Genomic DNA, 26736 nt, shown 5'->3' with positions numbered 1-26736 from the left:
CGAGTCACTGTCCTGATATTTCATATCCGAAATACCTCGGCCAGCGCCCACACGAATTACTTGGTCAACTTTTTAAAGAGCGTTTGAGCTGTTGCTCAATCAAGGCCGCGTATTCTACATCGTAACGCCGCCTTGTCAACCGTTAATCCGAAGAATTTTAAAACTCATTTTCTTCAGTACTTTCAAACGGTTACTTCTGCTCGGAAAACCGCTGTGAGTGGCTTGTCCCTCAGAAGTGGTGCGCATTCTACAGGCGTCAGGAAAACTGTCAACGAGGTTTTTGAATTAATTTATAGCGGTATCGGTTTCCACGTATCCGCCTGATCAGTCAGTGATCAGATCGTATTCTTTTTACTCAAAATCAGCCTCTGACAAACGGAATCAGCGCGCGACTCCCGCTCCATTTCCAACGAAGCGCCAGCAGAACTGCGATTATCAGGCCGTACACCACCATTTCTCCAACGTCACTGCGGGACTGCCAGATGAAATGAACCCATGCCGCTATCGCAATCGGGTACACCAGCTTATGCAAGGCTTTCCATTGCCGGCCCATCCGCCTCATCATCCCCTTTGTTGAGGTTAACGCCAGTGGCACAAGCATAAGGAAAGACACCGCCCCCGCCAGGATATATGGCCGCTTGGTGAACGTGGCCCATAGATCGCTCCAGCCAAGAATAAACTGCAGAAACGCCAATACATGCAACACCGCATAAAAGAACGCAAACAGACCAAGCATCCGGCGAACCCGGATCCACGCTCCCCACCCTGTCCAACGCTTGAGCGGTGTCATGCATAAGGTAGCAATCAATAACTGAAATGCCGCGATGCCCAGCGACTCTGTTACTTCTTGCCCGGGATCCGGGCCGAGGGACTGGCTGGCAATGCTGGCAATCAGCACCAACAGGGGAACGCTGGCGAGCAGCGCTACCAGCAGGCGAAACGCCAGCACAAACCCCGGTTGGTTCAGCACACGCTTCTCATTCATCAATAGAACTTGCTCAAATCCATGCCCTTGTACAGATCGGCAACCTGTTCTCCATAACCATTGAACTTGACGGTTTCCATGTAGTTGGGAGAGAGCAAGCCAGAGGGCAGCCTGCGCTCCCGCTTCTGGCTCCACCTCGGATGGTCAACTTCAGGGTTCACGTTGGCATAGAAGCCATACTCCTGGGGCGCAAGCATTTCCCAGGTAGTCTTGGGGCGCTCCTCCTGAAAGCGAATCTTGACGATCGACTTGATGCTCTTGAAACCGTACTTCCAGGGCACGACCAGCCGGATAGGCGCGCCATTCTGGTTTGGCATGGTCTTGCCGTAGAGCCCAACAGCCAGGAAGCTTAACTCGTTCATTGCCTCGTCCATGCGAAGACCTTCCTGATAAGGCCAGTCGATGGTGCTGAACAGCGAGCGCTGACCTCGCATCTGGTCCGGATCATAGAGGGTCTCGAAATAGACGTACTTCGCCCTGGAAGTCGGTTCGAGCCGCTTGAGAATGTCGGCCAAGGGGATCCCGATCCAGGGAATCACCATCGACCAGGCCTCGACACAACGAAGCCGATACACCCGTTCCTGATACTCGTGAGGTTTCAGCAGATCTTCCAACGCATACGCACCGGGCCGATCACATGCGCCTTCAACAACCACGGACCAGGGATCAACGGTCATCTCATCGGCGTACTTCGCCGGATCCCCTTTTCCAGTGCCGAACTCGTAAAAGTTGTTGTAACGGGTTACGTCCTCAAAAGGGGTTTTCTCCTCGTCGGTGGAAAAGCCGGGCATCGGAACAAAATCCAGCGCTTCTCCCGGGACAGGAAGCTTCGCTGCCGACAACAGACCGGGCACTGAAAGGCCAGCGGCCACAGCCAGGGTGCCGGACATAAATTGACGTCGGTTCAGGTAAACAGACTCGGGCGTAACTTCAGAATGAGGCAAAGCCCAGGAAGGGCGTTTCTTGATGAGCATGGAAAGTCTCCGTCGGGGCATCAGCCAGCAAAGGCGTTGACCGGAGACTGTATTGAAAATTCCCGGACCTCACTGAGGAGGCCCGGAAGGGGTGCTCAGTCAGCGGCGCCTGGAGCTTTCCGTGGCTTGCCACGGAAAAGCGCACGAACAGGGCCGGACAACGCGTATATCAGAAATCCAGTAAACAATACGGTTGCAGGATCCAGCGCGATCACTACAAAAACCAGCACCACAAGCAGAATGGCGGCAAACGGTACACGGCCACGCAGGTCCAGATCCTTGAAACTGCGGTACAGAATATTGCTCACCATCAAAACACCGGCACCGCCGACCACAAACATGGTCAACAAGGTGAGCCAGGTAGACGGTTCGAAAAGATGGAAACACCAGACCAGGCCCGCGACACAGGCAGCCGCAGCCGGACTCGGCAAGCCGACAAAGAACTTCTTATCGACCGAGCCAATCTGGGTATTGAACCGTGCCAGGCGCAAAGCGGCGCCAGCCACGTAGATAAAGGTGATGGCCCAACCAACCTTGTCGAAGGCGTTCAGTGACCAGAAAAAGGCTACCAGCCCGGGAGCGACGCCGAAGGCCACCATGTCGGCCAGACTGTCGTACTCCTCACCGAATTTACTCTGGGTATTGGTCATCCGGGCAACCCGGCCGTCGAGACCGTCCAGAATCATCGACACAAAAATAGCGATGGCGGCATTGTCAAAGACGCCGTTGGCGGCAGAAACAATGGCGTAGAAACCTGAGAACAGCGAAGCGGTTGTGAGCGCATTGGGAAGCAGATATATCCCCTTGCGGCGCACGGGCGCACCTCCTACCAGCTCTTCTTCAACCACTTCCCCGGCCTCGACTTCATAGTCCGGGTTCTGCTTGCCGTCGGCGGATTTTCTTTCTTCAGTCATTCCCATTACTCCGGAAAGCGTTTGGGCGGAGTATATACGAAAAACGCGGCCACCCGGGCCGCGTTTTTCAAAACCAGGCGGAATTCCGCTTAGTTTTTGTCCTTATCCACGATCTTGTTCGCGGAGATCCAGGGCATCATGCCGCGCAGTTTTTCACCAACCACTTCGATTTCGTGGGCAGCGTTCTGGCGACGACGCGCCGTCATGGACGGATAGTTCAGAGCGCCTTCAGAGATAAACATCTTGGCGTACTCGCCGCTCTGAATACGCTTCAGCGCGTTGCGCATCGCTTCACGGGACTGCTCGTTGATGATTTCGGGACCGGTCACATACTCGCCATACTCCGCGTTGTTGGAGATGGAGTAGTTCATGTTGGCGATACCGCCCTCGTACATCAGATCGACGATCAACTTTAGCTCGTGCAGACACTCGAAGTACGCCATTTCCGGCTCATAACCGCCTTCCACGAGCGTTTCGAACGCCGCTTTAACTAGCTCCACGGTACCACCGCAGAGAACGGCCTGCTCACCGAACAGATCGGTTTCGGTCTCATCCTTGAACGTGGTTTCGATGATGCCGGTACGGCCGCCACCGATACCGCTGGCGTAGGACAGAGCCAGATTCTTGGCGTTGCCGGAGGAATCCTGGAAGATAGCGATCAGGTCGGGAATACCACCACCGTTGGCGAACTCGGTGCGCACGGTGTGGCCCGGTGCCTTCGGAGCAATCATGATGACGTCCAGATCCTTACGCGGAACGATCTGGTTGTAGTGGATGGCAAAGCCGTGGGCGAACGCCAGGGTGGCGCCTTGCTGCAGATTCGGCTCGATTTCCGCCTTGTACAGCTGGGCCTGGTATTCGTCCGGAGTCAGAACCATGACAACGTCGGCGGCGGCAACGGCAGACGGCACGTCGCTGGTCTTCAGACCATAGGCTTCCGCCTTGGCGATGGAAGAAGAACCCGGGCGCAGGCCCACGGTCACGTCAACACCGGACTCTTTCAGGTTACACGCGTGAGCGTGGCCCTGGGAGCCGAAACCAATGATGGCAACTTTCTTGCCCTGGATGATGGAAAGATCGCAATCCTTATCGTAGTAAACCTGCATGAGAAACCTCTGTTATTTGTGATGGCCCCGAAGAGCCATATTGTTCAAACCCTGTTTGAAATCGTTAAAGGCTGAGCACCTTCTCGCCCCGGGCGATACCGGATACACCGCTGCGCACCACTTCCAGTACGCCCGACGTGCCAACGGCCTGAATAAAGCCGTCCAGCTTCTCGCTGTCACCTGCCAACTGAACCGTGTAAACGGAGCTGGTCACATCCACGATCTGGCCGCGGAAAATGTCCACCGTACGCTTGATCTCGGCACGCTGGGAACCCGTGGCTTTCAGCTTGACCAGCATCAGTTCGCGTTCGATATGGGCGCCTTCGGTGAGATCCACCAGCTTGACGACTTCAATCAGCTTGTTCAGTTGTTTGGTGATCTGTTCGATCACCTTGTCAGAACCCGTGGTGGTCACCGTAAGACGGGACAACGTCTCGTCCTCGGTTGGCGCCACGGTGAGTGTTTCGATGTTGTAGTTGCGCTGGGAAAACAGACCTACCACCCGCGACAGGGCGCCAGGTTCGTTTTCAAGCAAAACAGAAATGATTCGACGCATGATCAGACCCTCTCCGTCTTGCTGAGCCACATATCTTTCATGGAACCTCGGGCAACCTGCATCGGATACACGTGCTCAAAACGGTCCACGTAGATATCCACGAATACCAGCTCGTCTTTCATGGCCAGCACTTCTTTCAGCTTGGTCTCCAGATCCTCCTTCTTCTCAATCCGGACACCCTTGTGGCCGTAGGCTTCCGCCAGCTTGATGAAGTCGGGCAGGGATTCCATGTAGGACTCGGCATGGCGGGACTCGTAGTTCATGTCCTGCCATTGCTTGACCATACCCAGAGCCTGGTTATTCAGGTTAATGATCTTAACCGGCAGGTTGTACTGCTTGCAGGTCGACAGCTCCTGGATGTTCATCTGGATACTGCCCTCACCGGTAATGCACAGCACTTCGTCGTCCGGATGGGTCAGCTTTACCCCCATGGCCGCCGGCAGGCCGAAGCCCATGGTGCCGAGACCACCGGAATTGATCCAGCGGTTGGGCTTATCGAACTTGTAGTACTGGGCCGCGAACATCTGGTGCTGACCCACATCGGAAGTCACGAAGGCCTCGCCGTTGGTCAAGCGACACAGCATTTCAATGACTTCCTGGGGCTTGATCACATCCGGGCTGGTCTCATAGCGCATGCCATGGAATGCCCGCCACTCGTCGATCTGCTTCCACCAGGAAGCGATTGCGTCCGCGTCCGGCTTTTCCTTGGCTTCCTTCACCAGCGACAGCATTTCCTTGAGCACAGCGTCAACCGGGCCAACGATGGGCACATCGGCATCGACGGTCTTGGAAATCGAGGCTGGATCAATGTCGATATGGATGATGCGCGCGCCCGGACAGAACTTCTCGGTAGCGTTGGTCACCCGATCATCAAAACGGGCTCCCACGCAGAGGATGAGGTCCGAGTGGTGCATGGCCATGTTGGCTTCGTAGGTGCCGTGCATGCCAAGCCAGCCCAGGTGCTGTTTATCGCTGGCTGGGTAACAGCCAATGCCCATCAGGGTATTGGTGATCGGATAGCCCAGCAGCCGTACCAGCTCGGTCAGCTGATCCGATGCCTTGCCCAGAACAACCCCACCACCTGCGTAGATAATTGGGCGCTTCGCCGCCAGCATCATGTCGACCGCTTTCTTGATCTGACCGGCATGGCCGCGAATAGCGGGGTTGTAGGAGCGCAGTTTGACCTTCTTGGGATAGGCGTACTCGTAACGCTCGTTCGGCGTGGTCATATCCTTGGGAATGTCCACGACCACAGGACCGGGGCGACCGGTCGCGGCAATGTAATACGCCTTGCGGATAATCTCCGGGATTTCCTCGGGATGACGGACACTGAGATTGTGCTTAACCACCGGACGGGAGACACCCATCATATCGGTTTCCTGGAACGCGTCCTCGCCGATGAGGGTGGACGCAACCTGGCCGCAAAGAACCACCATCGGGATGGAATCCATGAATGCGGTGGCAATGCCGGTGATGGTGTTGGTGGCTCCAGGACCCGAGGTCACCAGTACGGTACCTGGTTTTCCGGTCGCGCGGGCATAACCGTCGGCCATGTGGACCGCCGCCTGCTCGTGCCTTACCAGAATGTGTTTGACTTTGTCCTGCCTGAACAGCGCATCATAAATATGAAGGGCTGCACCACCCGGATAGCCGTATATGTATTCGATACCTTCATCTTGAAGGGACCGGATCAGCATATCGGCGCCAGACAATAACTCCACGATTTTCTACCCTCTTCTACGAGTGAATGAGCCGGGAAGGCTCCCGGTTGCCTGGATTCACGGTGTCCATGCTTCTTTTGAAAGCGGAACCGGCTGCTCCTCCACACCTTGTTAAGAGGTTGTCTCCTGGCCAGCCGCCCTCCTGAGGGTTGCGGAGAACGGCCAATCAACGGGTTGCACGTAAGCAACAACCATCCCGCGACGGATGCGCGGCGCGTTCAGTGTGGTAATTGATGGGGGATACTCGCTCGGGATTGCCTGCCGTATTGACCCCAGTCTTCAGGCAATCGGTAATTCTGACAGCGCGAAACTCCCTGTCAATAGCCGCTGCAGGTTTCTGTGCCTATACTGGCCGAAGGTCTGCCATACTTGGAACAAATCCGATACAAAGATTTGAACCAGACAGAAGAAAATCCGCAATAGCGATGGCATGATAGGCAACATTGAAATTAAAAAAACGGGCCCGGTCTATCCAGGTTGTCTGCCTGCCCGGGAGCAGTGAACATACGCGAGTTGAGCCATGAACAGAAAAATCCTGACGCTGACCTTATTGCTGGCCGTTGTACCAGGTGTCGCCACGAGCGCCTCTGTCTATAAATGGACCGATGAAAACGGAGTTACCCACTTTGGCGACCGACAACCCACGGGCTCGAAGGCCGAGCGGGTCAATGTGCGTTCCGGCACTTCTACCGATGCTTCTGGCAACCGGCAGAGCCCTCAGGAGCGTCTGCAGAATATGCAGGAACAGCAGAACGAGCAGGCGGAACAGCGCCAGGAAACGGCAGTTGAGGAGGCCCGCAGAAAACAGCGGGAGGCGAACTGCGCGACCGCACGCTCCAACCTGGACGTGATTGACCGTAACGCACGAATCCGCATTGAAGAAAATGGCGAGCAACGCTACCTCAGCCCAGAGGAAATTGCCGAAAAACGGGCAGAATTTGAGCGAATTGCGGAAGAGAACTGCGGACCAGAAGAACAGTAAGAAGAAAAAAAGGGGTCAGATGAAAGCCTTCATCTGACCCCGGTTTCAAGCTCAAGCCTTGGCGAATGCCAGGTGGTGGTCCTCCACCGTACCCTTGATGACATCCCCCGGCACAAACTCTCCCTGTAGCAAACGCTGGGCCAGCGGATTCTCGATCATTCGCTGAATAGCCCGCTTCAAAGGCCGCGCGCCATATACCGGGTCGTACCCGACTTCGGCCAGCAACTCCATCGCAGCGTCATCCAGCTCCAGATTCATATCCTGTTCTTTCAGGCGCTTGCTCAGAGACTCGATCTGAATCCGGGCAATGCCCTGGATTTGACTCTCCGCCAGCGGGTGGAACACCACCACTTCATCCACGCGGTTGATGAACTCGGGGCGGAAATGGGTGCCGACGACTTCCATGACCGCATTCTTCATATCCTCGTAGTTCTCCTCGCCGGCCTTCTGCTGGATGATGTCCGAGCCGAGGTTGGAGGTCATGACAATGACCGTGTTCCGGAAGTCGACGGTCCTGCCCTGCCCGTCGGTTAGACGACCATCCTCAAGCACCTGCAGGAGGATATTGAACACATCCGGATGGGCTTTTTCCACCTCATCCAGCAGCAACACGGAATACGGCCTGCGACGAACCGCCTCGGTCAGGTAGCCACCTTCCTCGTAGCCGACATAGCCCGGAGGCGCGCCGATCAGGCGAGCCACGGAATGCTTCTCCATGAATTCGGACATGTCGATACGAACCATGGCTTCCTCGGTATCGAACAGGAAGGACGCCAGGGCCTTGCACAGCTCGGTTTTACCCACGCCGGTCGGGCCCAGGAACAGGAACGAACCGTTGGGGCGATTGGGATCGGACAAGCCCGCACGTGAACGACGCACCGCGTTGGACACAGCTTCAACGGCTTCATCCTGGCCAATGACCCGCCCATGCAGCGCCTCCTCCATGCGCATCAGTTTGTCGCGCTCACCTTCAAGCATCTTGGACACCGGGATGCCAGTCCACTTGGAGACGATCTCGGCGATCTCCTCGTCGGTTACCCGGTTGCGAAGCAGCTTCATTTCCATCATCTCTGCCTGGCTGGCCATATCCAGTTGACGCTCCAGCTCAGGAATCTGCCCGTACTGGAGCTCGGACATTTTACCGAGATCACCGGCACGACGGGCATTCTCCAGATCGATGCGGGCCTGTTCCAGACGGCTCTTGATCTTCTGGGAGCCATGCAGAGCGGCTTTTTCGGTATTCCAGACCTCTTCCAGATCGGCGTATTCACGCTCGACACCGGTGATCACGTCGGAAAGCTCGGACAAGCGCTTTTTCGAGGCCGGGTCAGTCTCTTTCTTCAGAGCCTCGCGCTCGATTTTTAGCTGAATCAGGCGACGCTCAAGGCGATCCAGGGGTTCAGGCTTGGAATCCATTTCCATACGAATCTGGGAAGCTGCCTCGTCTACCAGATCAATGGCCTTGTCCGGCAGCTGACGGTCGGCAATATAACGATGAGAAAGCTTGGCGGCGGCAATGATGGCGCCATCTGTCACCTCAACCCCGTGGTGAACCTCATAACGCTCTTTCAGGCCCCGCAGGATGGCGATGGTATCTTCCTCACTGGGTTCGCTCACCAGCACTTTCTGGAAGCGACGCTCAAGAGCCGCGTCCTTCTCGATATTTTCACGGTATTCGTCCAGGGTGGTCGCACCGACACAATGCAGCTCACCGCGGGCGAGGGCCGGCTTGAGCATATTACCGGCATCCATGGAGCCTTCGGCCTTGCCGGCACCGACCATGGTGTGAATCTCGTCGATGAACAGGATGATCTGACCTTCCTGTTTGGACAGTTCGTTCAGAACAGCTTTCAGGCGTTCTTCGAATTCACCCCGGAACTTGGCGCCGGCAATAAGGGCACCCATATCGAGTGACAGGACTTTCTTGTCCTTGAGGCCATCGGGCACCTCGCCGTTGACGATACGCTGGGCCAACCCTTCGACGATGGCGGTTTTACCAACGCCAGGTTCACCGATGAGGACCGGGTTGTTCTTCCGGCGACGCTGCAATACCTGAATGGTGCGGCGAATTTCATCATCGCGACCGATCACCGGGTCCAACTTGCCGGCCTCCGCTCGCTCGGTAAGGTCGATGGTGTATTTGGACAGAGCCTGACGGTTTTCTTCGGCGCTGGCGTCGTTGACGGCTTCGCCGCCGCGAACGTCATCAATGGCCTTTTCGAGGGCAGCTTTATCAACGCCCTGCTCCCTGAGCACCCGGCCAAGGGTACCCCGGTCTTCCAGAGCGGCCAGCAACATGAGCTCACTGGAGATGTACTGGTCTTTGCGCTTCTGGGCGAGCTTGTCGGCAATGTTGAACAGCCGGCCCATGTCATTGGACATGGAGACGTCGCCGGCCGATCCCTGCACTTCCGGCAGGTTTTCGATTTCCCGGGCGATCGCCTGGCGAATGCGTCCGGGCTCTGCGCCGGCCTGCTTGAGCAGCGGCTTGATCGCGCTGCCTTCCTGATCAAGCAGTGCCTGCATCAGGTGCACCGGCTCAATAAAGTTGTGATCTTTTCCGACCGCGATGGACTGTGCGTCCGCGAGGGCGGTCTGCAGCTTGCTGGTCAGCTTGTCGATTCTCATGTGTACTTTCCCCAAATTTCTGCGAATACCATGGTGCCTTGGGTGGCGGATATTCGATTGCTTTGACAGTTAATGTAGGGGCAAGTAGAGCGACTTCAAGCGGGGCTGCGATGTATTCGTCAGAAAATTGACGGCCGTCAGGTTTGAGTTTGGTGCTGGGTGCAAGGCTGGCGCGAGGCTGCTTTCCAGAACACGCCGTGAATACATCCCTGTAGGCTTGGCTGCAGCATCCATGCTGCAGACAGTTCTGGAAAGCAGCCTCGCACCAGCCACCGGACTTTTCAGTAACCGCCTCGCCGCCGCCAATTCAAGCTGGACATTTAACTTGTTAGCCAGACCAGCGTGGCCATCCGCCCGGTCCGGACATCCCTGCGGTATGAAAAAAACCGATCTGAATCCTGAACGGTACACAGGGCACCGCCAGTCACGTTGGAAACACCGAGATGATTTAGCCGCAAAGTGGCAAGGGCATAGATATCTGCCATGAAATGACCCGGCCGAGCACCTTCGGCTGTGAAGGCGTGGACCGCTTTGGGATCATGGTCAAGGAAGGCTTCACGCACTTCCGGGCCGACCTCGAAGCTGTCCGGACCGATGGCCGGGCCGAGCCAGGCTTGCAGAGTTTCGGGCGCAACGGCCATCTCGCTCACCAGATTCTCGATAACACCGCCACACAGGCTTCGCCAGCCACAGTGGGCGGCGCCAACAACTGTTCCTTCGCGATCGGCAAGGATAACGGGCAGGCAGTCAGCAGTGAGGATGGCGCAGGCGATGCCCGGATGACGGGTGTAGCTGGCGTCAGCCTCGGCCGTTTGTCCGACGTTGTTCGGGGTTAGCTCAACGACCGCGGTACCGTGTACCTGGTTGAGCCAACCAATACGGGCGCTATCCAGCTTCAAGGACTCGGCGAGTCTTCGCCGATTCTCTTGCACGTGATCTGGAGCGTCTTCGACGTGAACACCGAGGTTAAGACTGTTCCAGGGTCGACCGCTGACTCCACCGGCGCGGGTTGTGCTGATCGCCCGCACTCTGTCGGGCGCAGGCCAGTCTGGTTTCAGGGCGTCACTTTCAATAGTCACGGGTTTCCAGCTCCCGGGCGTGTTTGCGCAGAGCTTCAATCAACGCAACCATATCCTCAGGCAAGGGAACCTCCCAGGTCAGGATTTCACCGGTTTCCGGGTGTTCCAGGGTCAATTGCCGGGCGTGGAGGGCCTGACGGTTGAACGCCGAGAGGGCCTCTCTAAGCTCCTCAGTGGTTCCCTTGGGCAGTCTCAGCCGACCTCCATAGAGCGGATCTCCGACCAGCGGGTGTTTTACATGGGCCATATGAACCCGGATCTGATGGGTTCGGCCGCTTTCCAGTTTGCAGCGGACGTGAGTGTGGGCGGCAAAACGTTCCACCAGGCGATAATGGGTGACCGCCGGTTTGCCGGAGGCGACGACCGCCATTTTCTTGCGCTCCCGAGGATGCCGGCCGATGGGCGCATCAACCGTTGCGCCACCGGTGAGGGTGCCAACGACGACGGCCTCGTAGTCACGACCCATGGTTCGGGTTTGCAGCTGATCGACCAGGGACGTATGCGCAATCAGGCTGCGAGCAACGACCATGATGCCCGAAGTGTCTTTGTCGAGGCGATGTACGATGCCCGCCCTCGGTAAATTCTCGACCTCCGGGGCGTAGTTCAACAGGGCATTGACCAGGGTTCCATCGGCATGGCCGGCGGCCGGGTGCACCACCAGGCCCGCGGGCTTGTTGATGACCAGCAAGTGCTCGTCCTCATAGACGATATCGAGCGAGATTTCCTCGGCCTGCCAGCTCACCTGAGCTTCCGGCTCGGCATCCAGCGCCAGGCGATCGTCCAGCATCACCTTGTCCCGAGGCTTTCGCACCTCGCCATTTACTGTTAGCGCACCGCTTTTGATCCAGGATTGCAGGCGGGAACGGGAGTGTTCGGGCATCAGCTCTGCTGCGGCCTGATCCAGGCGCCTGTCGCTCAATTCCGGCGGCACAACAAAGTTGGCGAGGATTCGTTTTTCAGATGACATTAAGCCCCCAGGGCCTGTGTGTGTTACGTTTCGGTCAGATTATTGGAAACAGCGGGGCATTGCTCTGCACATGGCGTCACTTCCCCGCTACAATGACTGCCCTTGAATCAATCGACATTATACGGGATTCCGGAATGAGATCAGGTCTTCGTTTGCTCCTACTTTCCACACTGGTTGTTCTGGTCAGTGCCTGCGCCTCCAACAAGCAGGAGGAAGTGCTTCCGGAGAAGACCTATTACGAGAACGCCCGCGAGGCCATGACCTCTGGAAACTTCAATGAGGCAGAGCAGAACCTGGACGCCCTGGAAACCTATTACCCCTTCGGTCGCTACGCAGAGCAGGCCCAACTTGACCTGATCTATGCCCGCTACCAGAACCTCGACCTCGAAGGCTCCCGTGCGGCCGCCGACCGGTTCCTGCGTCTTAATCCGCAAAGCGATCATGCAGACTACGCACTCTACATGCGCGGCCTGGCCTCCTATAACCTCGATATCGGCCTTGCGGCCCGCTATTTCCCGATTGATGTCGCGGCTCGGGATCCGGGCGAGCAGTTGCAGTCTTTCCGCGATTTTTCTGAACTGCTGAACCGCTATCCGGACAGCCAGTACGTCGCGGATGCCCGCCAGCGAATGATCGCGGTGCGCAATCGCATGGCCGAACTGGAACTCTACGCGGCCCGCTACTATGTGAAACGCCAGGCCTATGTCGCAGCCAACAACCGGGCAAGATACATCATCGAGAATTACCCGACAGCGACGGTCACCGAAGAGGCCCTGATTATCCTCGCGGAAACCTTCCGCTTCCTCGAACTGAGAAAAGGGTCGCAGGATGCCATTGCCATGCTGCGCACCAACTTTCCGGAGAGTGACGCCTTCAATGCCGACGGCGAGTTTGATGTGGACCTGCTGAAGGGCGAAAACCGGTCACTGACGAACGTCGTAACCTTTGGTTTGATGGGCGACGAATAAAGTCTGAAATCGGGGCCAGGTGGTAATGCCATCTGACCCCAAACTCCCGCGTCTACTTCCCGCTTTTCCAGCCATTTGTGATCGGATAGCGCCGGTCTTTCCCAAACCCGCGCTCCGTAATACGGACGCCGATCGGTGCCTGCCTGCGTTTATACTCGTTGATATCTACAAGGCGAATAACCCGCTCAACGTCGACTCGCTCGAAACCTTCCGCAACGATCGCATCGGCACTGAAATCCCGCTCTACATAAAGATTCAGGATCTGATCGAGCACGTCATAACCGGGCAGGCTGTCCTCGTCTTTCTGATCCGGCGCCAGCTCTGCCGAGGGTGGACGGGTGATCACCCGCTCGGGGATCACTTCGCCCTCCGAAAGCGTGTTGCGGTATTTGGCCAGACGGAACACCAGGGTTTTAGGCACATCCTTTAGAACGTCAAAGCCGCCCGCCATATCGCCATAGAGCGTTGAATAGCCCACCGCCATCTCGCTCTTGTTCCCGGTAGTCAGGACCAGGGAACCGAACTTGTTGGATAGGGACATCAATAAGACGCCACGCAGTCGCGCCTGCAGGTTTTCCTCGGTTGTATCCGGCGTCGTGCCCTCAAAAGGCCCGGCCAGAGTTTCCATAAAGGCGTCGTACATGGGCTCAATCGAGAACACGTCGTACTGCACGCCCAGGGCGACGGCCTCCGCTTCGGCATCCTCAAGGCTCATGCTGGAGGTGTAGCGAAACGGCATCATCACCGCGCGTACCCGATCCTTGCCCAGTGCATCGACGGCAACCGCCAGAGTCACTGCCGAGTCGATACCGCCTGAAAGCCCTAGAACCACCGATTTGAATCCGTTCTTGTTTACGTAATCCCGTACACCGGTCACCAGGGCGCTGTAGACATTAGCCTCCAATGTCGGCTCTTCCGGCAACGCCTGGGATACCGGCTGACAGTGGTGTTCGCACAGAAAGTCGACCGGATATAATCCTTCACCAAACTGAGGGGCCTCTGCAGTCAGCACACCGGAATGGTCAAACACCATGGAGCCACCGTCAAAAACCAGCTCGTCCTGACCGCCCACCAGATTCACATAAACAATACTGACCAGATTCTCCCGGGACTTCCGCTCAAGCAACGCCTTCCTGCGTGCCTGTTTATCGATATCGTAGGGCGAGGCATTGAGGTTCAGAATAAGACGGGCACCTGCAGCGGCGCAGTCCTCCACCGGCCCCTCCTTCCAGAGATCCTCACACACAGTAATTCCCACCGGAACGCCCCGGATATCCAGAGTCAGGACATCCCGGCCCTCGGCGAAGTAACGCTTTTCGTCGAACACCTGATAGTTGGGTGGGAAACGCTTGAAGTACCGACCGGTAATTTCGCCTCCATCAATGACCACCGCCGCGTTGTATAGCAGCGCGCCATGGCGAAGGGGAGCACCGATAACGATCACCGGATCCAGCCTTTCCGCCTGCAGCCTTTCCAGCGCCTCACTAACGCGAACTTCCATGCTGGGCCGCAAGAGCAAATCTTCAGGTGGATAGCCAGTCAGGCAAAGCTCCGGGAACACCACCACGTCCGCCTGATGCTCGGACGATGCCCGGCGGGCTGCGTCCAGAACTAGCTCGGTATTGCCAGGAATATCGCCTACCAGAAAATCCAATTGGGCCATCACCACCCGCAATTTTCTTGGAGACTCCCCGGACGCTGCCTGGTTTCCGGACACGGACATAAATCGGCTCCTGTAACTCATTGCCATGAAAAGGCTATTATAACCCCGCATAGGCGTGGATTTCTTCCGACCAACAGCGGATTCCTGTAAATCATGGCAGCAGATACACCAGTACGATCGGCCGAGGCGCTCGGCCCGGCCCCTTCGACACCATCCGGAATCCAACAGGCCAAGCTGTTCAGGATCTACAACCACTACCGACTGGTGGTGAGTCTGATGCTGGTGGCACTGCTATTCGTGGATCCCGTCAACTTTGACATGCGCTTTCGATTTCAGGACTACTACCAGGCGGGAGTGTCCGCATACCTCGGCCTCAATGCGTTTATTGCGCTGCTTTTGGTGGCTGGATTCCACCCTAGCCAGCGCCACATTACGCTTTCAATCCTGCTGGACATTCTGATCATGCATGGCCTGTTGCTCGCCAGCACTGGCATTACCAATGGCCTTGCCAACCTTGTGATTGTGTCGGTGGCAGCAGGTAACATCCTGACACCGAGCCGCATGGGCACCTTCTATGCAGCTCTCGCGGCCATCTGCTCCCTTGGGATCTCAGGATGGGCAGTTCTGGCTCTGGGAGAGTCCGCCGACGATATTGTTCGTGCGGGGTCGCTAGGCATACTGTACTTCGCCGCAGCTTTCGTCCTTCAAAGCATCTCCCGGCGAATGATGCGAAGCGAGGCATTGGCCAGCAGCCGCGCGCGTAGCATTGTCGAACTGGAACAGATCAATCAGCAGATTATTCAGCGCATGCGTACCGGCATTCTGGTACTCGACCGCTTTGGCCAGATCCGGGTTGCAAATGCGGCCGCCGAAGAGCTTCTGTACGGCGCGCCTAAAACCTCTTCACCCATTAACCAACGCGCAACTGTCCTGCCCAAGCCCCTCAAACGAGGTCTGGATGCATGGTTAAAGGACCCGACGCAGCGTATTGAGCCGTTCCAACCCTCCCCCACCTCTCCGCTTCTACAGGCCAACCTTACCCAACTGGATCAGGAAAGAGGTGACCAGATCCTCGTGTTTATTGAGGACATGAGCAAAGTCACCCAGCAGGCCCAGCAAATGAAGCTGGCATCGCTGGGCCGACTCACGGCCGGCATTGCCCATGAAATCCGCAATCCGCTGGGGGCGATCAGCCACGCGGCCCAGCTCATGGAGGAATCCCCTAATCTGGACCCCGGTGATCATCAAATGCTCGAGATCATCCGGCGCCATTCGCGGCGGGTGAATGGCATTATCGAGAACGTACTTGATCTTTCCAGGCGTCGGGCTGCCAACGCTGATCTGATCGAAGTTGCTCCATGGCTACAGGAGTTCAAAGAAGACTTTCTGCAAACGCAGAATGAAGGCCGCAGTGATGCCGAAATCATTCTTAAAATCGATCCCCAACTGCCATCTGCGAGATTCGACAAGAGCCAGATCGAACAGGTAATGGTGAATCTTTGCGACAACGGGTTACGCTACAGCGAGCAGCAGTCGGGGCAACGAAGGATCGGCATCCACGCGGGGGCAACTGAGGACGGAGAGCGAACCTATATTGATGTCCGCGACCAAGGCCCTGGCATTGCATCCGACCACAGAAATTCTGTGTTCGAACCCTTTTTTACCACAGACAAGACGGGCACCGGGCTCGGGCTTTATCTGGCCCGGGAACTGTGCGAGGCTAATCAAGCGCATCTTTCCCTGATAGAAGACAACAAACCTGGCTGCTGTTTTCGCATTACATTTGCCCACCCGGGGCGAATGATCTGAACTGGCGCCGGCGGATATCGGGCGCTTGAACATCGACATGGAACCGACAACACAAGATGACCACACACACAGCGCTGATCGTTGATGACGAACCTGACATCCGGGAACTGCTTGAAATAACCCTGACCCGGATGGGGATAAAAACCTTCACGGCGCCCGACGTCACTAGCGCCAAACGAATGCTGGAGGAGCACTCGCCACACCTCTGCCTGACCGACATGAACCTGCCAGACGGAAATGGCATCGAGCTGGTCCAATGGATCCAAAAGCACTCTCCGGCCACGCCCGTCGCTGTAATTACGGCCTACGGCAATATGGATACTGCGATTGAATCGCTCAAAGCCGGCGCTTTTGATTTTGTGTCCAAGCCAGTCGAGCTCCCGCGACTAAGGGAACTGGTCAATAGTGCCCTCAAGCTCTCGGAACCCAAGCCGGAGGAAGAGGAAGCCGCTGATGAGCCAGGCCTGCTACTCGGCAAATCACCAGAGATTCGAAAACTCCGGAACCAGACCCGAAAACTGGCCCGAAGCCAGGCACCCGTGTTTATCAGTGGCGAGTCTGGCAGTGGTAAAGAGCTGGTGGCCCGAATGATCCACCTCCAGGGGCCCCGTTGCGAAGGCCCCTTCATCGCGGTTAACTGCGGTGCGATTCCCTCGGAGTTAATGGAAAGCGAATTCTTCGGCCACAAGAAAGGCAGCTTTACCGGTGCCGTGGAGAACAAAGACGGCCTTTTCCGTTCGGCAAACGGTGGCACGCTCTTTCTCGATGAAGTGGCTGACCTGCCCCTCGCCATGCAGGTAAAACTGCTCCGGGCTATTCAGGAAAAAGCCGTTCGGCCTGTCGGGGATACCAAGGAAGTACCCGTCGACATTCGGGTACTGAGCGCCACCCACAAGAACCTACCGGACCTGGTCCAGGAGGGCAGTTTCCGCCAGGATCTATTCTACCGTATCAACGTGATCGAACTGGCCGTACCGCCTTTGCGAGACCGGCCAGATGATATTCCCCTGCTCTCGAACCATATTCTTGAACGGATTGCGAAAGAGTATGAGTGTGACCCTGCCTCGTTGACGCCAGCGGCCGTGGACAGACTGCGAGGCTATGATTTTCCGGGCAATGTCCGAGAACTGGAAAACGTCTTGGAACGGGCTTTTACCCTATGTGATGCCGATCAGATTGACGCGGAGGATCTTCACCTTGGGAATGGAGTTCAACATGCAGCCTCCGCCTCGCAGATCATTGCCGAAGGCGAGGCCGGCGAAGAAGGCATATCTGTACCTGATGGTGAAATCGACCTGGAAGGCTATCTTGAAAGCATTGAGCGCCAGGCCATAGAAAAGGCGCTTGAGGCAACGCGGTGGAACAAGACGGCGGCGGCGAAACGATTGGGAATCAGTTTTAGGGCGCTGCGGTATCGGTTAAAGAAATTGGGTATGGAGTAATACCTTCTTTTTGGCACGGTTCGCATATAGTGCGGGACAGATTCGGTTATAGTAGGATTTTGACTCCGGCAGGATGCCAGAGAATTTCGCAACTTAACGGACAGGGAACGTTCGCATGCCCAAACTGAAATATCAGGCAGGCTTTAGCCTGCTTGAACTTGTTATAACCATTGTCATTCTCGCCATCGCTGCCGGCTTTACGAGCCAGGCATGGGGATGGTGGATCAGCAAGACCAGACACCGGGTAATCCTCGAGAACTATTACACCCTCTTCGCCTTCGCCCGATGGACCGCCGCTAGCCGTGAAAAACTGGTGACCGTATGCCCTCTTTCTGAAAAGGGTCGGTGCCTAGACGATTGGCAACTGCCTGTATCGGTTTTTTTGGATTCAGACAATGACAAAACCCCTGACGGCGGCCAGATACTGAAACAACTCACCGTAGATCTGGGAAGTTACAGGATGAGATCACGTACCGCTGGACGCGGATACTTTCAATTCAACAGCAAGGGCATGACGCATGGTGCCATGGGAAGCCTGTTACTTTGTCCCCAGGACCCCAAGAATGGAATGATGAGCTATATGCCCGTAAACATAGCCGGGCGATTTCGAGTCGAGCACGACGAAGATGGCGATGGTATAATACGGCTAGCTTGGGGATCAAAGCTTAATTGCTAGATCTCGACAAACTGGGAGGTCGTAACATTCCCCATAGCGGCCTCCCATCCCAATCATTGCCAATCATTTTCTCCAGCGCCGAAACTGCCATCACCACTCTCATCCCAGCGTCTGGCTCCGGTAGAATCCAGTTCCAGAATACCATTGCCAGCCTGGACACTCTTTGGAGTGGCTCGCAGTGTATAAGAGCTGCCAGTCGCGGCGCTGATAGTTAAGTCATAAAACTTATTACCGCTCTCGAGTGGCGCTTCGTCTGGAAAGATACCAGGACTTCCCGTATCACTGCCACCGGTTGCCGCTCCCTCATAAGTGTTTTGAGATGCATAATGGCGCTCCATCGCCGCTGCAAATTCCATCAAGGCTCCCTGAGCGTCAGCGCGTCGAGTACGCTCCCCGTACTCGACGTAACTGGGGTAAGCAAAGGCCGCGATGACGCCTACAATGACGACAACTATAAGCAACTCTATCAACGTGAAGCCTCGTTGCCGAATATCATAGAGTTTCAATCGTCAATCCTCATACCAATAAGTTTCCACAACACCCTGAACTGTATCGATGGTCTGGCAATCCGTACCAACACAGATTACGTCGGTATCATCAACCCGCATCCTTTGAGGGCTTGAAGGGAGCGGAATCCCAAGTTCCACAGGCCTATCTTCGCGGGTCAGCTCATCAGCGGGCTTGCCATCGCTCGTGTAATAGTTACGCACGGCCCGTCCATCAAGCACGGACAGGTGATAAAGCCTTGATGTCCCGGTTGGCGGCAAACACGGATCGGAACTCGCTTTAGGTTCGTAAGTCGTGATGAATACCTCATTATTGGCGGTTACACTCTCTGCCAATACCTTTTCACCAGGATTGCTGCTCAGATCGATATACCACCCCTTGGATGCCGCCAGATCCTGAGCAGCCGTGGTGCGCTGCGTATCAGTACCCTGTTGAATTAGATTATCCGTCGTATCGAAGAGGTTCGACTCAGTGACGGTTTCATAGAGAACACGAGTCTGTGTTGCATCATTCGGATCCAGAGGCGCAGAACTCACAGCCGGGATTTTCAACATGTAAATCCGGTCTTTAATGTCAGTATCGAGAGGGTGTGCCTGATAGCCTGAACCAATGATTAACCCAAGATAGCGGGCACCACCGATTTTAACCCCAAACAAATCAGGACTGTGGTAAAAACGCCGATTGCCAGCTTCCGTGGAATCTGCCAGATCAGCAATTCGTCCACCAGTGGCAAAACTTGTTAGCTTTGCCGTATTGCTCAGATCGAATCGGAAAATCTGTCCTCCCATGTCACCAACATAAATCTGGTCAGCAAGTTTATCGCCGTTTACGTCTAACACCTTTGGCGACGCCGGTATACTGTATTTCATTTCGGGCAGTTCCAGATCTGCACCACTCCCTGTTGGCCCGGCCCACCAGAGTCGAGTTCCAGTCTCTGCGTCAACGATATAAACCGCACGCCCTACACTATCAGCCGTCCGGGTTGTAACAGAGTCCTGGTTTGCGTCATATCCGCCACCAAAGATCAGCACCTCGTACAACTTGTTATTTATGTTGACCTTAGTTTTGACGGGCTTGGACCACGTTTGCCCCATCTCCGCAAAGCTGGTGTTTGCAACACCTCCCGTGATCTGCCAAAGCAAAGACGGCGAGTTACGATTGGTCACATCCAGTGCATAATAGCTCTTTCCACCTCGACGCATTCCCGAGTAGATGTAGGCAAAGTCGTTGTCCGCCGCCTTGATTGCACCATCAAAATTATCATCATGTACCCAGCTGACTACGGTGCCATCCATACCGTACTCCTTGCTGGATTTTTCGGTGCTGTTCATCATTGCCGGCTGCTTCTTCAACAACTCCTTGGGAATGAAAGAAAAATAGCTCTCGCCAGTCTCTCCATCTACACCATGAATATAGCCTTGATTGTCACCATAATAGATCGTGATGTCCTGATTGGTCGCAGTGGTTCCATCGTAAATTACCAGTTGCGGCACCGAGTGGAGAGGATCTGCCAGCAATTTACGTGCTTCCGTCAAGTCGTTATCGCCGTCCTGATCCGTGACGTCCACACCTCGCGTCCACTGAACAAGCTTCGCGAACTCAGCATCTGACATATTAGCGTCGCCAAACAGCGCTTTCGTCAGGTTACTATTGGTCGATACAACAGCATTACTGTTGTCGGAAAGAAGAGATTTTCTCGAGTCAAGGTTTGAGAAAACATTGCGATTTGAGGTCGTATCCGGCAGTTGAGACGCCGCACCTCCGAGCTTCACATTGGGGCCATCGGCGGTAGGGCTCCACCAACTTTGCGCCGTATCTTTAAAAAATCCGGTTGCCGGATCGATTGCCGGGTTGCCATTTTCATCGACGATGACCGCTTCTGCCTCTCCCGAGGCGTTCTTTCGGATCTCAAGCTTGTAACGCTTCAGATTCCCATTCCAGATAGCACCTTTCTGGGATTGAAAAAGCGCGTAATACAGCATGTTCAGATGGTTCAGACGGTCAAATGTATTTACCGCGATGCCGGGAGCAACATAGGTCGTCGAACGCGCATTCACTTCATCGAACACCTGCTGCAATGCGGTCGTCAACTGGCTTGCGTTGTCGGCAAGCAGGTATTGGCCTCCGCCTTTGGTCGCTGCGTCACTGAGAAGCGTCTGGTCAGTTTTAAAACCGATTGTAAAAGTGGCCACCTTCTGCTGCCCAGGAAATTTATCGTTCGGATCGCTCGCGGCAGGGATCATGTCTTCCGTCCACATGTGTTCCGCTATTTCATCAAGGCAGTTACCAGTACAGCTTCCTACTTCGGCCTCAATGTCAGTCTGCCAGTTTGTGTCGGACGTAGGCTCACCGTCTGTCAACAGCAGTGCATAATTCGGCTGACATGAGTATTCAACGGGGCTGTCAAATATTGATGAATCTGTTGACGAGACAACACCACTTCGTTGCGATCCATCTTCATCGGTGCTTCGGATGAAAACATCTTCGCCCTGATAGTAACGCATGGTTTCAAACAAGCTCTCGGACAACGGAGTGTTACCGCCTGCGAAAAGACCATCGATCTTGGTGATCAACGAAGACCTCTGGGTATCAATATCAGCCACAGGAGCCTTGAAGTAGGCGCCCTCGTTGCCCCCGAAAATCATAAGCCCAACGTTCACATCGTTCAGCTTGTTCACGAGGTCTTTGGCAGCCTGCTTCATTACGTTGAGGCGTGTGTCCCCGTCGACATCCTGGGTGCTCATACTCCCCGAGGCATCCAGAATGAGCATGATGTTTGGCTGGACTACCTGTTGCGCATTGGTGAAAAAGATCTCCGTGTCATCACCCAATGCCGCTGTACCGGCCATGGAGAAATATGCTGCGGAAAGTACAGTAGTGAGAACGCGACTGAAACTTTTCATTGATCACCTCCATCGCCACGCGGCACCCAAAAGTCCACCTGCTCTACCAATTCGGAGCCAACTCCTATCACCAAGGTGGCGGAATTCCCAACAAGGCCACTGGCCCCACGCACATCAATCGCTTTTCCTTGCCGGGAAATCACCAGATCCCTGGCTGGCAAGTAGCTGGACTTCACACAAGACTCACAGCCCTCGACTCTCACCTGAACCACTTCTCCCGATGCATTGGAAACGAGCTCTACGTGATTTGCCTCTGCAGCGAAAACATCACCATCTAGCATCGACCGAGCAGTTTCGGCATTGGCCGTCCCGGCGGCCACGCCAAGTAGAAATAGAGCTGCGCTAATCCGCAGCAAAGACACCAACGAGGATTTCATCGCTCTCTCCCTCCCGAATAATCGGGAATCAGTAATATTCAATGCCTTTGAAAACACGCGCCTCAGCGCCGGTATTCGCCATCGTTGCTTCGCCAATCAACTCATACCTATAGCCTTTCAGCTGGTTTGAACTTTCATCGGCATTCATTGAGCTGCCACTCGTTATAATGATTTCCCCGAGGAACCTTGCCTGATAGCTACCAGTGATCCCGTTCCCTGAGTCCAGCGTGGTAACCGTAACGACGCTGCTCTCTTCGCTAGCGTTCTGCATCGACTCGCGCAGCAAGGTTAAATCGTTTGCGTAAAGTTGATTGGTTAATGCACTTACAGTACTTTCAGCCGCCTGGAAGGCACGATTCGCATTCTGCGAGTTAACAGCCATACGCTCCTGCATGACGGAAGTATTCATTCCAGCCACACCAATCAGAGTGAGCACCAACAACACAATGAGACTCACAATAAGAGCAGCGCCGTCTTGTCGGTCGATACTCTCGAACTGCTTCGCTCTGTTTGTCATCAAACTACCCTTCGCTCGTTTTAGTCGCGGTTGCGTAACATAACGGTTGAAACAAAAGCACGTCGCAATCGCCGATCCTCAGGATGGGTCACAGCAGAAGCACCCGCTCCCGTCGTTCCAACAATCTGCTCCCCCGGCATAGCGTAAGTTGCCGTGTCTGCGCTGTTCCGGGCGCCATCAGAGTCGCTGATTAACAAGCCAATACGAATAGCCACGACGTTCGCCATATCACCGACATTGTCGGCAGTCGTGTACCTTATATTATTGGTCGCGAGCAGCTCTCCATACTCGATCTGGAGACTTTCCACACCCTCAACGATTTCGTCCACCTGGAAGTCTGGCGTTGCCTGATTAAGTAGGTTGTTAGTGCCCCGATAAAGCGCTCTGATATCGTTGCCCTGTGCATCATCGCGACCGGTGTCTGCCACAAAATAGACTGTGGCTGAAAAACGCATAATCCTTGCTGACTCGGTGTAAGCCTGGCTCAGACGATTGTCGGTGTTAACGTTATTCGCATGCGCCCAAGTGTTCGAGGTCGGTTGACTGGATATGCGGAAGAGGTCAGCCGCTTCGCAATCGGAAATCAGGACGATATCATTCTGAGAGAAAAGACCGACTTCTGAGCCGCCAACCTGGATATTGGCATTATCCGCAGTCATGTTGCCCGTAATCTCAACCTCAACAGACTCGCCCCGCTGCACCGCGAGCACATCACTGCCAATCAAAGCCCTGGACTCGATTGAATGGCCGTCGAACTCCGTGCCACTAGCCCAATTCGCGTCGTCAACTTCCCATCCGCGCAATGTAGTGGAAAAGAAATCAGAGGTCGGGGGATTCTCAGCGATTACATTCAGGGCAACATCATCGGGATCTGCACACCCCTGGTAACCGACCATTCTCATATCCCGGGCCATAATATCCGTCGCAATACGGCCGGACTCCTGAATTCTGGCCAGGGAAGTTGCCAGACGAGATGTCTGGTTCGAATCCATATAAACCGTAAATACGCCCAGTATCAGTGTTGCACTGAGCGCCAGGGCGATGATCAGCTCTACAAGAGAAAGCCCCTTCTGCCGCATCGGTTTTTTCGACAGTCCTGTGACGCCTTTAGTCTTTCTCATAGAGCACCTCACAACGAAAACCTCACGGCGTAAGAGTTATCTCCCGCTATACTTTCACCTGCATCACCAGCTCGGCTCGCCTCGTCCCACTGGATCGTGACAGTGTAGATTCCGGAAGTTGCATCATGTGCGATTGTTCCCACGCCACCGGGAAGCATCGCCATGTCACCACCCGTGCCCTGAACCTGAAGGGTCCATTCAACCTGATCAACAGTCACCTGATCTGAGGGAGTACATCCTGCTGTCTGCCCAGTACAAGCCGGGAGCGTCGTGGACTGAATAGTGGCGGTGGAAAAGCCCCCATAACTGCCACCTTGAGCCTCAGCACTGTTGGCTCTCATACGATCAGCCATATCGTAAGCAAGGATGCTGGCTTGAGTTCTCAAATACGAACCCTGATTGTTTCGCATGCCTTCGAAGAGCAAACCGGCAAGTCCCAGCAATCCGATGGCTAGAATAAAAAGCGTCACTAGAATCTCAATCATAGTGAAACCACTTTGCCTGCTCTCGCCAGAGCTCAAGCTTAAAAACATTGGTTTGGACGGTTGTTTAGACATTTTTCTTTCCATCCTCACGGGCAAGTAATATCCGAATCATTATGATCATTCAAAACGCCAGCTGTTCCTCCGGTGTCGCGAGCTAAACGGGTCTGGCCCGAGACGTTCACAACGACTGCTCTGGCTTCTGAAGCACCACGCTCATCACAAACGATAAATGTCCCCGCGTTACTGCCAGATGAGGAAGGTATGGGAAAACCGTTGCTGGCAAATTGAACAAACCCTCCACCATCGCTAGTCAATCCTTCTATGCGGAAACTGTTACCTCCAGAGAGCGCCCCGCCGACTTTGAGCACCTCATCACCATCACCGCCATCGACGGAACGGTCCCCGTCAATATCGCGGAAAATTATCCAGCCAGTTTCCCAAGAGGCGTTTCCGCTACAGGAAGCACTGTCGGTTGAGGCACAGGCGGTCACAACTCCACCCTGAAGCTTAGAAGCTTCACTTCGTGCGTAGCTGATAAGGCTGGAAATTTCGTTGATCTGCGCCGTAAGGCGATTGTTGAGAACAGTCTCTCTAAAAGATGGGACAGCAAAGGATGCCACGATAGCAAGAATGACTATCGTGATGATGAGCTCAAGAAGTGTGAAGCCCGAGTTGCGTCGGAGCTCAGCCATAATTCAACCCCTTCATTGGATATTCTAAAGAATAGGAACATGGCGACTGGCACTCCAGCACGTCGCGACAAACGGCAAAAGTTGCCTGATAAGTGGTATTCTGGATCACTACAGCGTGATCCATTTCTCAAAGAAGGTAGCTTTCAAACGGAGGGCCGAGCCAGAGCTCAATTTTAAAGGGAGCCTTGCGAGGATTAGGGGTTACTGTTAATCGATGAGCTTTACCAAGACCACTCACCCGACATTAATCGCATCAATCCGCAACTCCCGCGGCATAGAAAACACAATATTCTCCTCACGCCCGGCAATTTCCTCCGGAACGCTGCCGCCAAGCTCTCGCAAACGGGTAATAACGTCGTTCACCAGAACCTCGGGGGCAGAAGCTCCTGCAGTAACCCCAACCGAAGTCTTTCCTTCCAGCCAGGCGGGATCGATCTGTGAGGCCTCATCAATTAGATAGGCCGGCGTGCCCATCCTCTCGGCAAGCTCACGCAAGCGGTTCGAGTTGGAGCTGTTCGGAGAACCCACAACCAGCATCAAATCACAATCGCCCGCTAACTGCTTCACGGCATCCTGGCGGTTCTGGGTGGCGTAGCAGATATCGTCCTTGCGAGGGCCCTGGATGTCCGGGAATTTCGCGCGCAGGGCGTCGATAACCCGGGCGGTATCGTCCATGGACAGGGTGGTCTGGGTAACGTAGGAGAGCTTACCGGGGTCTTTAACCTCCAGCTTCGCCACGTCTTCCTCGTTTTCCACGAGGTAGATTTCGCCACCATTGCTATGGTCGTACTGCCCCATGGTGCCTTCTACTTCCGGATGGCCGTGGTGGCCGATCAGCACGCATTCCCTGCCATCGCGACTGTAGCGCATGACTTCCAGGTGCACTTTAGTGACCAGCGGACAGGTGGCGTCGAAGACTTTCAGGCCGCGGCGGGCGGCTTCGCTCTGTACCGCCTGGGAAACGCCGTGGGCGCTGAAGATAACGAGCTTGTCGTCTGGAACTTCGTCCAGCTCGTCCACGAAAATGGCGCCACGGTTGCGCAGGTTATCCACCACGAATTTATTGTGGACCACCTCGTGCCTAACGTAGATAGGCGCCCCGAACACGTCCAGCGCCCGGTTTACAATTTCAATGGCGCGGTCCACGCCGGCACAAAAACCTCGGGGATTGGCGAGTCGGATCTGCATATCAACCTGCTGCTCTGGTTAGTGGGCCGGGCCGACCGGCTCCACATCAATGATTTCTACTTCAAACGTCAGTGTACGCCCTGCCAGGGGGTGATTGAAATCCACCTCCACTTCGTCACCTTCTACACGGCTGACAACACCGGGTAACTCGCTCTGGCGCGCATCGGCGAAGGAGATCATCACGCCGGGTTCCAGCACCATGTCGGGGCTGAATTCATGGCGTTTGAAGGTCTGCACGTTATTCGGGTTGTGCTGACCAAAGGCCTTCTCCGGCGGCACCTGGAAACTGTCCTTGTCGCCCGCCTTCATGCCCATCAGATAGGCTTCAAAGTTTTCCGGCAGATTGTCATCGCCGATTTCCAGGGAAGCCGGCTCTTTGTCAAAGGTCGAGTCAATCACTTCGCCATCCGGGAACTTCAGGGCGAAGTGCAGTTTTACCCGGGTACCCTTGTCGACAGGCAGTTCATTCATAAGAG

General features: G+C 55.2%; 24 protein-coding genes and 1 rRNA gene (1 of these 25 cut by a window edge). 5 read left to right on the top strand and 20 right to left on the bottom strand.

From position 1 onward, the window contains the following. From MDHKLMBL_RS17960 to MDHKLMBL_RS17930, 7 genes are all read right to left on the bottom strand, one after another. Window positions 1-80 (bottom strand): 16S ribosomal RNA (locus MDHKLMBL_RS17960) (it extends 1537 nt beyond the left edge of the window). Window positions 81-361: 281 nt separating this feature from the next. Next, entirely contained in the window at window positions 362-985 is a 624-nt protein-coding gene (gene msrQ, locus MDHKLMBL_RS17955; protein WP_008170683.1) for a protein-methionine-sulfoxide reductase heme-binding subunit MsrQ, read from the bottom strand. Beyond that, window positions 985-1959 (bottom strand): protein-methionine-sulfoxide reductase catalytic subunit MsrP, encoded by a 975-nt coding sequence (gene msrP / locus MDHKLMBL_RS17950; protein ID WP_053114538.1) that lies wholly within the window; start codon window positions 1957-1959, stop codon window positions 985-987. Before msrP ends, msrQ begins: the two co-directional genes overlap by 1 nt. A gap of 95 nt (window positions 1960-2054) precedes the next feature. Further along, window positions 2055-2873, bottom strand: coding sequence for a CDP-diacylglycerol--serine O-phosphatidyltransferase (pssA, locus tag MDHKLMBL_RS17945; RefSeq protein WP_041644958.1), 819 nt, complete (start codon window positions 2871-2873; stop codon window positions 2055-2057). 89 nt (window positions 2874-2962) lie between these two features. Further along, complete coding sequence (gene ilvC, locus MDHKLMBL_RS17940; RefSeq protein ID WP_008170689.1) at window positions 2963-3979, bottom strand: ketol-acid reductoisomerase; 1017 nt, start codon at window positions 3977-3979, stop codon at window positions 2963-2965. A 64-nt stretch (window positions 3980-4043) separates the two neighbouring features. Then, the gene (gene ilvN, locus MDHKLMBL_RS17935) at window positions 4044-4535 is read right to left on the bottom strand and encodes an acetolactate synthase small subunit (protein ID WP_008170692.1); all 492 of its coding nucleotides are present in this window, start codon (window positions 4533-4535) and stop codon (window positions 4044-4046) included. A 2-nt stretch (window positions 4536-4537) separates the two neighbouring features. Next, window positions 4538-6256, bottom strand: coding sequence for an acetolactate synthase 3 large subunit (locus MDHKLMBL_RS17930; protein WP_008170695.1), 1719 nt, complete (start codon window positions 6254-6256; stop codon window positions 4538-4540). Between the two features lie 520 nt (window positions 6257-6776). Between MDHKLMBL_RS17930 and MDHKLMBL_RS17925 the strand changes: the two genes are divergently transcribed. Further along, on the top strand, window positions 6777-7238 hold the full coding sequence (locus tag MDHKLMBL_RS17925; protein ID WP_104271781.1) for a DUF4124 domain-containing protein: 462 nt from the start codon (window positions 6777-6779) through the stop codon (window positions 7236-7238). A 51-nt stretch (window positions 7239-7289) separates the two neighbouring features. Here the strand turns inward: MDHKLMBL_RS17925 and clpB are convergent, their stop codons facing one another. The 3 genes from clpB to rluD all read right to left on the bottom strand — a co-directional run bounded on the left by clpB (window position 7290) and on the right by rluD (window position 11912). After that, window positions 7290-9866 carry an ATP-dependent chaperone ClpB gene (gene clpB, locus MDHKLMBL_RS17920; protein ID WP_104271779.1) on the bottom strand — a complete coding sequence of 859 codons (2577 nt, stop codon included), beginning with the start codon at window positions 9864-9866 and terminating at the stop codon, window positions 7290-7292. A 320-nt stretch (window positions 9867-10186) separates the two neighbouring features. Continuing rightward, on the bottom strand, window positions 10187-10945 hold the full coding sequence (gene pgeF / locus MDHKLMBL_RS17915; protein WP_104271776.1) for a peptidoglycan editing factor PgeF: 759 nt from the start codon (window positions 10943-10945) through the stop codon (window positions 10187-10189). Then, window positions 10935-11912, bottom strand: a complete 978-nt coding sequence (gene rluD / locus MDHKLMBL_RS17910) for a 23S rRNA pseudouridine(1911/1915/1917) synthase RluD (RefSeq protein ID WP_104271773.1) — start codon at window positions 11910-11912, stop codon at window positions 10935-10937. The genes pgeF and rluD overlap by 11 nt, the downstream gene beginning before the upstream one ends. Before the next feature lie 134 nt (window positions 11913-12046). On the opposite strand from rluD, the gene MDHKLMBL_RS17905 reads away from it, so the two are divergent. Next, entirely contained in the window at window positions 12047-12880 is an 834-nt protein-coding gene (locus MDHKLMBL_RS17905) for an outer membrane protein assembly factor BamD (protein ID WP_041644956.1), read from the top strand. 52 nt (window positions 12881-12932) lie between these two features. Here the strand turns inward: MDHKLMBL_RS17905 and MDHKLMBL_RS17900 are convergent, their stop codons facing one another. Then, a complete protein-coding gene (locus tag MDHKLMBL_RS17900; RefSeq protein ID WP_104271768.1) occupies window positions 12933-14603 on the bottom strand; it encodes an NAD+ synthase in 1671 nt (556 codons plus the stop codon). Window positions 14604-14696: 93 nt separating this feature from the next. Between MDHKLMBL_RS17900 and MDHKLMBL_RS17895 the strand changes: the two genes are divergently transcribed. From MDHKLMBL_RS17895 to MDHKLMBL_RS17885, 3 genes are all read left to right on the top strand, one after another. Beyond that, a complete protein-coding gene (locus tag MDHKLMBL_RS17895; RefSeq protein ID WP_104271763.1) occupies window positions 14697-16352 on the top strand; it encodes a sensor histidine kinase in 1656 nt (551 codons plus the stop codon). A 56-nt stretch (window positions 16353-16408) separates the two neighbouring features. Then, window positions 16409-17794, top strand: coding sequence for a sigma-54-dependent transcriptional regulator (locus MDHKLMBL_RS17890; protein ID WP_104271758.1), 1386 nt, complete (start codon window positions 16409-16411; stop codon window positions 17792-17794). A 115-nt stretch (window positions 17795-17909) separates the two neighbouring features. Further along, window positions 17910-18470 (top strand): GspH/FimT family pseudopilin, encoded by a 561-nt coding sequence (locus tag MDHKLMBL_RS17885; RefSeq protein WP_104271753.1) that lies wholly within the window; start codon window positions 17910-17912, stop codon window positions 18468-18470. A 53-nt stretch (window positions 18471-18523) separates the two neighbouring features. Here the strand turns inward: MDHKLMBL_RS17885 and MDHKLMBL_RS17880 are convergent, their stop codons facing one another. The 9 genes from MDHKLMBL_RS17880 to fkpB all read right to left on the bottom strand — a co-directional run bounded on the left by MDHKLMBL_RS17880 (window position 18524) and on the right by fkpB (window position 26731). Further along, on the bottom strand, window positions 18524-18976 hold the full coding sequence (locus MDHKLMBL_RS17880; RefSeq protein WP_104271750.1) for a type IV pilin protein: 453 nt from the start codon (window positions 18974-18976) through the stop codon (window positions 18524-18526). A 3-nt stretch (window positions 18977-18979) separates the two neighbouring features. Further along, on the bottom strand, window positions 18980-21880 hold the full coding sequence (locus MDHKLMBL_RS17875) for a PilC/PilY family type IV pilus protein (RefSeq protein WP_104271748.1): 2901 nt from the start codon (window positions 21878-21880) through the stop codon (window positions 18980-18982). After that, the gene (locus MDHKLMBL_RS17870) at window positions 21877-22257 is read right to left on the bottom strand and encodes a hypothetical protein (RefSeq protein ID WP_104271745.1); all 381 of its coding nucleotides are present in this window, start codon (window positions 22255-22257) and stop codon (window positions 21877-21879) included. The genes MDHKLMBL_RS17875 and MDHKLMBL_RS17870 overlap by 4 nt, the downstream gene beginning before the upstream one ends. 28 nt (window positions 22258-22285) lie before the next feature. Next, the gene (locus tag MDHKLMBL_RS17865) at window positions 22286-22774 is read right to left on the bottom strand and encodes a PilX N-terminal domain-containing pilus assembly protein (protein ID WP_104271743.1); all 489 of its coding nucleotides are present in this window, start codon (window positions 22772-22774) and stop codon (window positions 22286-22288) included. A 20-nt stretch (window positions 22775-22794) separates the two neighbouring features. Next, the gene (locus MDHKLMBL_RS17860; protein ID WP_104271740.1) at window positions 22795-23895 is read right to left on the bottom strand and encodes a PilW family protein; all 1101 of its coding nucleotides are present in this window, start codon (window positions 23893-23895) and stop codon (window positions 22795-22797) included. A gap of 8 nt (window positions 23896-23903) precedes the next feature. Then, window positions 23904-24452 carry a type IV pilus modification protein PilV gene (gene pilV / locus MDHKLMBL_RS17855; protein ID WP_104271735.1) on the bottom strand — a complete coding sequence of 183 codons (549 nt, stop codon included), beginning with the start codon at window positions 24450-24452 and terminating at the stop codon, window positions 23904-23906. A 14-nt stretch (window positions 24453-24466) separates the two neighbouring features. Beyond that, window positions 24467-25072 carry a GspH/FimT family pseudopilin gene (locus MDHKLMBL_RS17850; RefSeq protein ID WP_104271732.1) on the bottom strand — a complete coding sequence of 202 codons (606 nt, stop codon included), beginning with the start codon at window positions 25070-25072 and terminating at the stop codon, window positions 24467-24469. Between the two features lie 234 nt (window positions 25073-25306). After that, window positions 25307-26260 (bottom strand): 4-hydroxy-3-methylbut-2-enyl diphosphate reductase, encoded by a 954-nt coding sequence (ispH, locus tag MDHKLMBL_RS17845; protein ID WP_104271730.1) that lies wholly within the window; start codon window positions 26258-26260, stop codon window positions 25307-25309. 18 nt (window positions 26261-26278) lie between these two features. Then, entirely contained in the window at window positions 26279-26731 is a 453-nt protein-coding gene (gene fkpB, locus MDHKLMBL_RS17840; protein ID WP_104271728.1) for an FKBP-type peptidyl-prolyl cis-trans isomerase, read from the bottom strand. Window positions 26732-26736: the final 5 nt, after the last annotated feature.

It is taken from the genome of Marinobacter flavimaris (assembly GCF_002933295.1).
Classification (GTDB): domain Bacteria; phylum Pseudomonadota; class Gammaproteobacteria; order Pseudomonadales; family Oleiphilaceae; genus Marinobacter; species Marinobacter flavimaris.
Note: the sequence above shows the minus strand (reverse complement) of the source record. Positions and strands in the feature narration are given on the sequence as shown.